The following is a 12,215-nucleotide window of genomic DNA, read 5'->3' as shown; positions in this document are numbered from 1 at the left end:
ACTCAAAAAGAATGTTATATAAAATTCTTGCATTATTTGTATGTAATTAGCACAAATTGGTTATTATTTAACCGTTAAAGTGTGATCAAAATCTAAAATTCTTCAATTGCTCCATATAGGATTGCAGAGGAATCGTTGTGTCAGTTTGCCAATAGACAGAAAAACAAACTAATAGAACACATAATACGCGCTCTAATTGATTACCTTTTTGTGGCCGTAATATAGGAATAGAAAAACGCCAACGGCATGGCCATAAGAGCGGGACACCGGCAGGTGTAATCATATCGGCCAATAGATGACTGAAATAGCCAATAATCATTGCGTGAAATGCATCCGCGGGAATAATCCAGTCGCGAGAAATATCCATTTGAAAAAGCGCGATACCACCGAGCACCGCCAACAGGCTATGAGTAAACCCGCGATGGCCAAATGCACGAGCAATAGGTGTGGATATCCACTTTAATCTCTGACCAAGGATTGATTTGGGGTGATCAATGTCTGGCAGCAGGGAAGTTAGCAGGGTGCCAGGAATAATATGCCACCAATCGCCATGTGCCAGTTCAGGCGTGAGGCCGACTTTCTTGGCAAAAATAACGCAGGCGACAGAAAAAATAAGGTGTCCTTCCCCTGTCATACTTGAATTCCGAATCTGTAGCTGTTGATTTATCCAGTATATGAGATTTTTAATGACATGAATAGCCGTTACGCTGTAACTAAATGTCTCATTTTACGTGGACTAAGGAAGTGTCATTTAACATGAGGTTCAATCATGTGAATATCGGGTTTTGGGATGAATTAACGGAATCAGGTAGGGGGGCAATTTTGCTACAACCGTTCCCACACAGGGATGGGCCTAAAAAAGGGGAAAAGCAACGGGTAGTCAGCTTTTCCCCAAAGTCATGCGGGTGGGGCATAATTAACAAATAATGATGAGGGTACTAATAACTACAGATCTATTCACAATTACAGATTTATTAACAGCTACAGATTTATTAATATCGACAGGTCATTTTAGCCGGTCGAAATTAGAAAGTGTACTGCACACCAACACGGTAACGTGTTTGGCGCTCATCAGTTGATTTGCTGCCAGGGACGTTACCGATAGCCACGTAAGGCTTCCAGCTTTTATCCCATTTGTAGGCAATTTTCACATCATGAGCCCATTCGTATTTTTCTTTATTGGCCAGAATTTCGTCTTCAGATTTTTTGTAGTTCAGCTCGTATTCAGCTGAATAATCTTTCAAGAAATTATAAGCAAATAACATGGTGAACTCATGGCCTTTCTCAGTTTTTTTAGTCTGAGCAGGTTGGTTACGTTTGTAATATGGGCGGTAACGTAGTGATGTTGAAAAATCATCAGTGAAGGACACTTTACCGCGCAAATATGGACGGTAATTATTGGAGTCTGAGGTTGAATCTAATGAGAAACCTGGCTCAACTTGGAAAGTTTTGTTGATTTTGTAAACATAGCTAGCAACGACTTCGGTGCCATTACTCACTTGTTCATTGAATGGTTTATTTGGAGTGGTGTCAGAGCTGTGCTGGCCCCATTTCCCTTCTAAAGACAAACCAAAGCCATTAGCAAAGCGGTTGGAAATCAGCAAACGATCTTTATGATCAGATTTACTGGTGTCCTTCATTTCGTGTCGGTAGTCAATTGTTGTTGCAACAGAACTAAAGCTGATTACAGATGCCACTGCCAGAGTCAGTAGTTTAAATTTCATTTTTATATAATCCCAGGGGTTATGGTTATTTAAATCAAAATCAATTAACAATTCTATAAAAAATCAACATACGACTAAAAAACAAGCTCACAAACAAAGAAACGACGTTTCATTTATTGTGAATATACATTCTATTTATATTAATAATTATTTTTGTGATCCATGTCTGTGTTGGCAATTAATTTTCTAAACAGATATTAAATTGTGATGCCGATCTAATTGGCTATTTATTTTGTTTAAAACAAAAGAACCCTGCCAAATTAATGGCAGGGTTTAATAGTTACTTAAGTTAAATTTAGTCTGATTTATTAACGCATGGCGCGTTTCAGAATACGGTCACCTTGTTTATTAAAATATTCCGCGGTTTCTTGTACAGTCTTCTGACCATAATCTATATATTGGATGGCATCACCGAATAGTGAAACAATCTGTGGGTCATCAAAGTATGGTGAAGTTGTCATTTTATGTGGCAATTCCAATGCCATATTTAAACCGGCAACAGAAGGATCTTCATCTTTAATCACGCCGGTAGCGCGTAGTTGGGTCACTGCGGCCGCACTTAATGGGACGCCACGCTCCAGACCTAATGCCTCAATCCCTTCTTTGCTGTTCAATAAGAAGTTGATTAGCATAGCACTTTCTTGTGGATACTTAGTTGATTTACCAATTGAAAGCATTTGTGCTGGTTTAAAGAATAAGCCGGCATCTTTTGCTCCTGGCAACATCGGATAGGGGCCAAGCACCAATTTAGCGGGTTTGGTCAGGTTATCCGAATACTTAGTTATAGTGGAGTTCCACATATAAGTACCCGCCCATTCACCATTAATCCATGGCTTCATTTCATACATATTACTCTTACCGAATGAAGCATAGTATTTAGTGGATGGCATAACATGATTATCGACCATGGTTTTATACATAGTAAAGAATTCGACCCACTGTTCTGGTGTATAGGCAAATTTCTTATTAGCTTCATCAATGGTCGGAATGTTGTATTTTTGCGTCATATATGAGCGGATTAACGCTAAAGTATCCTGATGCTCTAATACCACTGGATAATATTGGTCACCCAGTTTTTCTTTGAATACTTTACCTGCCGCAAGTAACTCATCCCAAGTTTTAGGATATTCTAAGCCAGCTTTAGCCCAGGTCGCATCATTGAAATAGAAAATACGCGCAGTCACTGAAATTGGAATACCATTCAACTTGCCATTAACGGTGGTTTGTTGCAGTTCTTTCGGATCAAATTGCGATAAATCTAATTGTTCTTTTACGCTAAACAAATTATAGAATCCGGTACCGTCTTTAGAGAAGATAGGCAACCAGTTCCAGTTAGTTTGCATAACATCGGGTTCAGTTCCACCGGCAATCTGCGTGGTCAGACGAGATAAATGACCATCCCAACCGGTGTATTCTGCTTTAACATTAATATTCGGATGTTGTTTGTGGAATTCTTCTAATGCTTTCAAGGTAACTTGGTGGCGGCCATTACCACCCCACCATGACATGCGTAAATTAACCTCGTCCTGTGCTGCAAAGGCTTGATGTGATAATAGTGCCAGAGTGGATGCTATCAGCGTGTGTAGGATCGCTTTTTTCATTGGGTACTGCTCCTGTTAAAGAGAGATATTTTTTTCTGTTTTTGCATCAAAGATATGGCATTTATCCATATCAAACTGGAAGTACACGGTGCGATGTAGACCATTTTCGATAATAGGGCGTGCTTCGTCAGATGGCAGACGGCAAGTCAGCTCAAAATCATCAACTTTGATATACATAAAGAATTCGTGACCCATGTTTTCCACTCGTACCAATTCACCTTGAGAGTGATTTTCAGTAAATGGATTCATAGACATGCTGACGAATTCAGGACGAACTCCAAAGAACACTTTTTCCCCGGTGTGGGCGGCGACTTTGGCTTGTTGTCTTGCATTCAATACCAAGGTGTATTGGCCGACGGTCAGGCCAATTTCCCCGTCTTTTTCTACCAGCGTGCTCGGTTTGATATTCATTTCCGGCGCGCCGATAAAACCAGCAACAAACATATTGGTTGGGTAGTGATAGAGATTATCTGGTGTATCCACTTGCATAATGTGGCCCAGTTTCATCACACAGATTCGGTCCCCCATGGTCATTGCTTCAGTCTGGTCGTGGGTTACATAAACTGTGGTTGCTGCTTTACCGCTTTTTTTCAATTGCTTATGTAAGTCAGAAATACGAATACGCATGGAGGCGCGCAGTTTGGCATCCAGGTTTGATAAGGGTTCATCGAACAAGAATACGTCGGGCTTTTTAACAATGGCGCGGCCAACAGCCACACGCTGTGCCTGACCACCAGACAGCTGACGTGGCAGGCGGTCAAGCAGGTCTTCCAACTCCAAAATCTTCGCTGCTTCAGCAACTTGCGTTTCAATCTGGTCTTTTGGCAGTTTGCTTAACTTCAAGCCAAAAGCCAGGTTCTCTTTCACGGTCATATGCGGGTACAGCGCATAGTTCTGGAACACCATGGCAATACCACGTGATTTCGGGGCCAGATTATTGACCACCCGATCACCAATTCGAACTTCACCATCACTGATGGTTTCCAGCCCGGCTAACATACGCAGGGTCGTGGATTTAGCACAACCAGATGGGCCGACAATAACCATAAATTCGCCATCATGGATTTTCAGATCAATGCCATGAACCGCGCGGAAACCGTTGGAGTAAACTTTGCCTAATTTATTAAAAATGACTTCAGCCATGATAAATCCTCTATTAACCTTTAATTCCGCTGCTGGTTACGCCTTGCACGAAGTAGCGTTGAGCCAGGAAGAAAACAATGATGGACGGCAGAATGGAGATGCTCGCCATTGCCAGAATTTCGTTCCAAGGTGCGCCTTCGGTCACGTCAATTGACATCTTAAGAGCCAGTGCTATCGGGTACTTATCTACGCTGTAGACGTAAATCAGTGGGCCGATAAAGTCGTTCATTGACCACATGAATTGGAACAATGCCACGGAAATAATGGCTGGCTTCAAGATTGGCACTACCACGTACCACAACACTTGGAAGGAGTTACATCCGTCAATTTGTGCCGCTTCTTCCATGTCGCGAGGAACACCGCGTAGGAATTGGATCAACATAAAGACGAAGAACCCTTGTGTCGCGAACGCTAATGGCAGATACAGCGGCATATAGCTATTCAGCATGCCCATTTCACGGAACATGATGTATTGAGGAATCAATAACACAGTACTTGGCAGCAACATGGTGGTGATTAATGTGGCAAACCAGAATTTCTTCCATGGGATCTCAAAGCGTGCGAAACCATACGCCACAATGGTGGAGGAAATAATCGTCAGAATGACTTTCGGGATAACAAACTTAAAAGTGTTAAGCATGTAGTGACCGAAATTATATTCCGTGCCGGTTTTCCAACCGTTAACGAAACCATCACTGGTTGGGTGTTCTGGCCATAATCCTAATGTAGTAAAGATTTCATTATTAGGTTTAAAGGCGGCGGAAAACATCCACAGCAATGGGTAAAGCATCATCAGCCCGACAATAATCAAAACGATATAGCGGATAGCAGCACTGACTTTAGCTTTGCGTAATGTACGGCTAATTTCTGCATCAGCAATATCTTGCGCCAGATCTAATTTCTTCTGGTTGGAGTTTTCGTGTACGTCAGTCATTTTTTCCTCCTTTATCGGCGGAGTAGAAGACCCAATATTTGGAAGATTTAAAGGCAATTGAGGCAAAGAGAGCAACGACCAGGAATAATACCCAAGCCAGCGCAGCACCGTATCCCATATCAAAGTATTTAAACGCGGTATCATATATATATAGCGAGAATAAATAAGTGTAATGGGTTGGCCCACCACCGGTGATGACATAAGGTGCCGTAAATTCTTGGAATGCTTGGGTGGTTTGCATAATAAAGTTGAAGAAAATAACCGGCGTAATTAGTGGCACGGTAACTTTCATAAACATTTGCCATTTAGAAGCACCATCAATCATGGCGGCTTCATATTGTGACTGCGGTACGTTCTGCAATGCGGCGAGGAAGATAACCATGGCAGAACCGAACTGCCAAACACGCAGTAATGTTACCGATGTCAGTGCCAGCGCTGGCTCTCCCAACCAGTTGACAGGGTCAAGCCCAAATACCCCGATAAAACCATTTAACAAACCATCAATGGCAAATAGAGCACGCCATAACACCGCAATAGCGACGCTACTGCCGAGAATTGACGGAATATAGAAGGCAGTACGGAAGAACCCAATACCGCGTAATTTAAAGTTCAGTACAAAAGCAATCCCCAGAGCAAATGCCAGTTTTAATGGAATAGTCAGAAATACATAAGCGAAAGTCACGCCCATGGATTTCCAGAATAAATCATCTTCAAGGATCATATGACGATAATTCTCGATCCCGTTGTAAACGGGAGGGTTCATTAAGTCATACTCAGTAAAACTGAGAAAGAAAGATGATACAAAGGGGAAAGCCGTGAATATTATCAACCCTATTATATAAGGTGATATATAGGCTAACCCCAGCATTCTGTTTTCATTCATAATGCTTACCTATTTTTAATAACATGAAAGATAAATAAAACTACTGATTCAAAAGTGTCGGATAAATAAAATCGATGTCATACAGAGTGCGGCTTTCTCCGTTCACCTGATAATCTCCATGGATGTAACCACCATTGGTAATAAATTGAGGGATGGCTGCCAGTTTATTTTGTTTGGCAGCAATCAAGGTCAATATTGCTAATGCAATCGGATTGTCGATACGAAAATAACGATGTTGTGCTGACTCGACAAACAAGCCGCGATGATAATGTTGTTTAAATAGGTCATTCCCGGTTTGCCAAGCCAGTTCAAATAATTGAGGGCATTGGCAATGCTCAGCCAGTTCAACTAAGGCCAGCAATAAAGAAGAAGTAATCGCTGATTTTTTGTCATTGATGAGTACTGCGCGGCGTTCTTGTTTGTTTAATTCTGCCAACTGCCAGCGGTGCAGCAAAACCCCAATCAGATCGAATAATTCTTCGTCTTCACTGAGTCGCCAGGCCCGAACCAGCGGTAGCAGGTAATCCACCTCTAATGGGAATGGCGAAATAACCTGACCTTTTACACCATAATAACCATCGCGTTGTAAAACGTAGCCACTCATATCCTGCCCATTGTTCCATAACGGGCGCAATGTATTGCTCTCAACGTCATAAGCGAAACGATAATAATTCTTTAAGCCATCAATAACCCATTGCAGAACTTCCGCATCAGGCTGCTGGCGCAATATATCTAACATTGCCAATGGGTTATCAATCAGCAATGGCCGCATATCACGAAACAAAACATTGGCTTCACGGGCAATTTCACCAAACTCAGGGCCAAATTGGCGTTTGGCGCGATCGCCATACCAAGATTGGGTCTGATTATCATCAGCGGGTATTGGTCGACGTTGTTGCGGCGAGCTGAACTGATAAACCGGTAACCCTGTTTCAGGATTCCGGGCTAAGACGTATTGACGGTATAAATGTTTGCCCCAAGCAGCGGCGGCGATGTCACCCGTGTACTCAGCATATTTATACGCTGCGTAAATGAGATCGGTACCGGCATTTACAAAGGTCAGGCCTTTAGTTTCCGGTAATTGTGGCAATGCTGCTGGTTTAACCACATCATGGCGCGCATGGGTGAAAACATGAGGGTCGCGTTGCTTGTCGTAGCTGCCATGGCGGCCCAGATCCAGCGTTTGCCAGTCTTCAACATGGGCGTGCCAAAAACCTTGCAGGAAATTAAGCGTTTTCTCATGATCGACATTGAGCAGTAAGTCGTAATAGGGCAGATGATGTTTAAGTTCATGCACTTGTGCTTTTGATTCTGGGCCTTCAGTTTGTAAAGTGTCCAGATTCAAGAAGCGGTGCCCCCCCCAATAAAACAACCCACTTTGCTCATGAACACCGTGTTGCATGAAATAACGGCTTTGTACCCGCGCCTGTTGATGATATTGCGGATCTTGCGTGACCAGGCTAAGCGCGTCTAATGTCCGTAGCCAGTTTTGTTGACTGGCAAAGTTAGATATCGGAATATTACGACCATCTGGGAATTTCCAGGTCACAGGTTGGTGAGTCAAGACATCAAAGCCATCCGCCATCAGTGGGGTCGGGTTTTGATGGCTATGGCTAACAGACTGGACTAAATCAACATAGCTACGGATAGCGCTAAGCCAGTTAATCATCACTGCGTCACTGCCTTTAATGTTGCCGACAAAATTCATCACCATAACCCCATCATAGAAATATCTGATTGGAACCGGTTTTAGGTTCCTTATAAATAGAAACGCCGTTTCAATCTATTATATTTGTATTTACTGGCGAGTCATTGGGCGAATGACAAAAGTGTGATCAGAGTCGGAACGTTGTTTTGAATTTTTTATTTTTGCGTTTTCTGAAGGGTTTCTTCGCAGGTTTGGTTTGTTAACCAATTGATAAATAAGTAATAAAAAAGGCACAACTGCAGTTGTGCCTGAATGGGGTTTTGAGCTGGAATATTGCGAATAACCGTAGGAAATAGTCCTTAACTCAAATTAGTGATATTTCTGCGTTTAGCGAGCTAACCAACCGCCATCAACAGCGATAGTGTAACCACTGATATAGTCCGATGCTTTAGATGCCAGGAAGACTACAGGGCCTTTCAGGTCATCAGGCAGACCCCAACGACCCGCAGGGATACGGTCAAGGATCTCTTTGCTGCGTTCTTCATCTTTACGCAACTGCTGAGTGTTGTTGGTGGCCATGTAACCAGGCGCTACCGCATTCACATTGATGCCGTGTTTAGCCCATTCGTTTGCTAACAGACGGGTCACACCCATCACTGCGCTTTTCGATGCGGTGTAAGAAGGTACGCGAATACCGCCCTGGTAAGAGAGCATGGAAGCAACGTTGATGATTTTGCCGCCAGTACCTTGTTTGATAAATTGCTTGGCAACCGCTTGAGACATAAAGAACACCGTTTTGATGTTCACATTCATCACATCGTCCCAGTCCTTCTCGCTGAAGTTGATCGCATCTTCACGACGGATAATCCCGGCGTTATTGACCAGAATATCGATTTGGCCAAATTCAGCGATAGCACGTTCTAACAGGGCAGGGATGCCATCAATCTTGCTCAGGTCAGCAGTCAAACTTAAGAAGCGGCGGCCTAATGCGGTCACTTTCTCAATGGTATCTTTTGGTTCAACAATATTCACACCAACGATATCACAACCTGCTTCGGCTAAACCAATCGCCATACCTTGGCCCAAACCTGTGTCACAGCCGGTAACCAGAGCAATTTTACCCTTTAACTCAAAGGAATCTAAGATCATAGCTAACATCTCTCTCAAGGCGGTCAACGATTGCCGCGATTTCAATATTGGGGAAGAAAACGTCCAAAGGACGGATTCAGTTGGTGACGCTTAATACTATTCGTAACATTTAGCGCAGTTCGCTAACGGCGATGTGGTCCATATCACCGAAGACTTGGTTTTCACCGACCATGCCCCAGATGAATGTATAACGCTTGGTACCCACGCCAGAATGAATAGACCAGCTGGGTGAAATTACCGCTTGTTCGTTGTGGACGAGCAAATGGCGAGTTTCTTGTGGCTGGCCCATCATGTGGAAGACGGCCGTTTCTTCGTCCATATCAAAGTAGAAATACACTTCCATGCGGCGGTCATGCGTATGGCAAGGCATGGTGTTCCAAAGATTTCCGGGGGCCAGTTTGGTCAATCCCATAGTCAGTTGGCAGGTTGGCAACACATCGGGCACGATGTATTTATTGATAGTGCGACGATTACTGGTCGCGTCATCACCCAATGTTTGTGGTGTGGCTTCTGCTAGCGTGATTTTCTTATGGGGGTAAGAGGTGTGTGCCGGTGCACTGTTGTAATAGAACTTGGCCGGTTTTTGACTCTCAAGACTACTGAAGGTTACATCCTTTGCACCTTTACCTACATACAAGGCTTCTTCATTGCCAATTTCATAAACTTGCCCATCAACTGAGATAAGGCCCGGCCCACCAATATTGATCACGCCCAGTTCACGGCGCGCCAAAAAGTAACTGACACCCAGTTGCTTACCCACTTCATCGCCAATGCTGACCGTTTTATCGACCGGCAAAATACCTCCCACAATGATGCGGTCGATATGGCTATAGGTCATGGTGTACTCATCTGCGACAAAAATATTTTCAATCAGAAATTCACGACGCAGGCCGGCGGTATCGAGTTGCCTGGCATGGTCACTATGAATACTTTGACGAATTTGCATATCGGTGCCTCTCTTTCGGTTCGGACCGGTGTTTCTTTTGATGTGGTGATGATAGTATTTGCGGGAAGTTAATTCAATTAAAATGAAATGATGTTTTATTATTTTTTGAGGGGCGTCATGATTTTTGGATTAATTATGATTGAACTGCGGATTTTGGCCTTAGAATGGGCTGAATTCAGTGTAAAACTGTGACTGGGCTACAGACTATTCTGCATAATAATGAGGAGAAATAATGAAGATGTTTTTTATTAACGATGAAACGCCTTGGGAAGAGTTAGGCAATGGCATTAAACGTAAAGTGATGACCTGGAGCGATGAGCTGATGATGGTCTGTGTTCACTTTGATAAAGGTGCCATTGGTGTTGCGCACAAGCACGATATTCATGACCAGATTGCTTATGTGGCGGCGGGGAGTTTCGAAGTGGAAATCGACGGGCAGAAACGTATTTTGAAAGCCGGAGATGCGTATCGTGCCGTTAAGAACGAAATGCACGGCGCGGTATCACTGGAAGATAATAGTATTTTGATCGACACCTTTACGCCTAAGCGGGATGATTTCCTGTAAAACGTATTCGGGCGGTTGAGTTATCAACTCTGACCGCCCTTTATCGCCAAGATAATAATTAACCGTCCGCTACGAAATATGTTCCTTACGCAATTGTTCTAATGAGTTCAACTGAATATCCGACAGGACCCAGCGCGGGTCGGCGCGATATTCTTCTGAAGGGATGACAATAGAGCGCATACGTGCTGCTTTAGTGGCAATCATCCCATTGACAGAATCTTCCAGCGTGACACATTCCAGAGGGTCAACACCTAAGTCAGCCGCAGCATTCAAATACACTTCTGGATGTGGTTTGCTGTGGGGCAGGTATTCTGCGGAAACCAGGCGGTCGAAGTATTTTTCAATATTTAACATCGCCAGAACGCGCTTTTGCATATGCAGTGGAGAAGCGGATGCCAGGCCAATTTTCAGCCCTTGCTCGCGGCAAAGATCCAATGCATATCCTACACCGGGTAATACCGGCTTGGTTTCTTCTACCAAATCTATCGCCCGGGCAATAATACGGTTGCAAACTTCTGCCTGACTCGGCCCTTGCCATGGCATAGACTGGAACCACAGCTTCACGACTAAATCGATGCGTAATCCGAGGGTGTCGGGCAATGAATCTCTTGAAGAGGTATCCAGCCCCAACTCAGTGAAAATATCGAGTTCAGCCTGTAGCCATAAAGGCTCCGAATCAATCAGCAAGCCGTCCATATCGAAAATTGCGGCCTTAATAGTATGAGGGGTCGCCATTTATTGTTACTCCTGTTTGGTCTCTAGCTACGGATTTAACACTGTAACATTGGTTCATAATGATTGAACCGGTGGAACGCAATTCTTTGTCTTTCTTACGATATAATTTATTAACTTAATGATATTGCGCTGGATGAGCTAGGCTTGAGTGGGTGTTAATCGTAAGAACTTCAGCAAAATTCTGCACATGACCGCGAGGTAGCGGGTAAACTAAAGCTACATAAGTTGTGGTATTTACAAGGAGAAGTCATGACCTATCAACAGGCTGGGCGTGTCGCTGTTATCAAACGGATAGCCGGGTGGCTCGTTTTTATTCCAGCACTGCTGTCAACATTGATTTCAATTATCAATTTTGCCTATCAATATAGTCAAAAAAGCACTGGGGTTAATGCGGTTATGCTGGATTTTATCCACGTCATAACGGACATGATCCGCTTCAACACAACTTTTCTGGATATCTTCTGGTACAACTCACCGGTGCCGAGTTTCGAGCAGGGCTTTTCAGCATCGAACATCATGTTCTTTATCATTTACATGTTGATTTTCGTTGGTTTGTCATTGCAAGCCTCTGGTGCGCGGATGTCACGACAAGTCCGTCATATTCGTGAAGGTATTGAAGACCAAATGATTTTAGAACAGGCCAAGGGCAGTGAAGGGCGTAGCCGCGAACAGTTGGAAGAGAAAATAGTCTTACCGCATCACACCATCTTTTTGCAGTTTTTCACCTTATATATCCTGCCATTAGTGATAGGTGTGGCGTTCTATTTTGTTATCAAGCTATTAGAGGCGATGGCTCAAGGGTAGCAACCCTACCTGATAACACCGCTGAGTCTGCTAATCATAATGAAAAGGCCCATAATAAGGGCCTTTTTCTATCAATCCCCCGA

The 12,215-nt window shown here is 43.5% G+C and carries 12 protein-coding genes; 2 read left to right on the top strand and 10 right to left on the bottom strand.

Going from position 1 to position 12,215, the window contains the following annotated elements; genetic code table 11:
* Nucleotides 1-85: 85 nt before the first annotated feature.
* The 9 genes from DX162_RS17465 to kduI form a co-directional block, all read right to left on the bottom strand.
* A complete protein-coding gene (locus DX162_RS17465; protein WP_004393248.1) occupies nucleotides 86-634 on the bottom strand; it encodes a metal-dependent hydrolase in 549 nt (182 codons plus the stop codon).
* A gap of 391 nt (nucleotides 635-1,025) precedes the next feature.
* Nucleotides 1,026-1,724, bottom strand: coding sequence for an oligogalacturonate-specific porin KdgM family protein (locus tag DX162_RS17460; RefSeq protein ID WP_032821130.1), 699 nt, complete (start codon nucleotides 1,722-1,724; stop codon nucleotides 1,026-1,028).
* Between the two features lie 308 nt (nucleotides 1,725-2,032).
* A complete protein-coding gene (locus DX162_RS17455) occupies nucleotides 2,033-3,325 on the bottom strand; it encodes an ABC transporter substrate-binding protein (protein ID WP_032821131.1) in 1,293 nt (430 codons plus the stop codon).
* A gap of 15 nt (nucleotides 3,326-3,340) precedes the next feature.
* On the bottom strand, nucleotides 3,341-4,468 hold the full coding sequence (locus DX162_RS17450) for an ABC transporter ATP-binding protein (protein ID WP_049560168.1): 1,128 nt from the start codon (nucleotides 4,466-4,468) through the stop codon (nucleotides 3,341-3,343).
* Nucleotides 4,469-4,481: 13 nt separating this feature from the next.
* Nucleotides 4,482-5,402, bottom strand: coding sequence for a carbohydrate ABC transporter permease (locus tag DX162_RS17445; protein WP_032821132.1), 921 nt, complete (start codon nucleotides 5,400-5,402; stop codon nucleotides 4,482-4,484).
* On the bottom strand, nucleotides 5,395-6,285 hold the full coding sequence (locus DX162_RS17440) for a carbohydrate ABC transporter permease (protein ID WP_032821133.1): 891 nt from the start codon (nucleotides 6,283-6,285) through the stop codon (nucleotides 5,395-5,397). Before DX162_RS17440 ends, DX162_RS17445 begins: the two co-directional genes overlap by 8 nt.
* Before the next feature lie 40 nt (nucleotides 6,286-6,325).
* Complete coding sequence (locus DX162_RS17435) at nucleotides 6,326-7,993, bottom strand: pectate lyase (protein ID WP_032821134.1); 1,668 nt, start codon at nucleotides 7,991-7,993, stop codon at nucleotides 6,326-6,328.
* Nucleotides 7,994-8,320: 327 nt separating this feature from the next.
* Nucleotides 8,321-9,082 carry a 2-dehydro-3-deoxy-D-gluconate 5-dehydrogenase KduD gene (gene kduD / locus DX162_RS17430; protein WP_004393262.1) on the bottom strand — a complete coding sequence of 254 codons (762 nt, stop codon included), beginning with the start codon at nucleotides 9,080-9,082 and terminating at the stop codon, nucleotides 8,321-8,323.
* Nucleotides 9,083-9,191: 109 nt separating this feature from the next.
* Complete coding sequence (gene kduI, locus DX162_RS17425) at nucleotides 9,192-10,028, bottom strand: 5-dehydro-4-deoxy-D-glucuronate isomerase (protein WP_004393263.1); 837 nt, start codon at nucleotides 10,026-10,028, stop codon at nucleotides 9,192-9,194.
* 232 nt (nucleotides 10,029-10,260) lie between these two features.
* On the opposite strand from kduI, the gene DX162_RS17420 reads away from it, so the two are divergent.
* Nucleotides 10,261-10,593, top strand: a complete 333-nt coding sequence (locus tag DX162_RS17420) for a cupin domain-containing protein (RefSeq protein ID WP_032821135.1) — start codon at nucleotides 10,261-10,263, stop codon at nucleotides 10,591-10,593.
* 69 nt (nucleotides 10,594-10,662) lie between these two features.
* Here the strand turns inward: DX162_RS17420 and hxpB are convergent, their stop codons facing one another.
* On the bottom strand, nucleotides 10,663-11,328 hold the full coding sequence (gene hxpB / locus DX162_RS17415; RefSeq protein WP_004393266.1) for a hexitol phosphatase HxpB: 666 nt from the start codon (nucleotides 11,326-11,328) through the stop codon (nucleotides 10,663-10,665).
* A 249-nt stretch (nucleotides 11,329-11,577) separates the two neighbouring features.
* On the opposite strand from hxpB, the gene DX162_RS17410 reads away from it, so the two are divergent.
* Nucleotides 11,578-12,132, top strand: coding sequence for a YniB family protein (locus tag DX162_RS17410; protein ID WP_032821136.1), 555 nt, complete (start codon nucleotides 11,578-11,580; stop codon nucleotides 12,130-12,132).
* Nucleotides 12,133-12,215: the final 83 nt, after the last annotated feature.

Origin of the sequence: Yersinia kristensenii (assembly GCF_900460525.1) — a bacterium.
GTDB classification, from domain to species: Bacteria; Pseudomonadota; Gammaproteobacteria; order Enterobacterales; family Enterobacteriaceae; genus Yersinia; species Yersinia kristensenii.
This window is presented reverse-complemented; position numbering and strand designations above follow the sequence as displayed.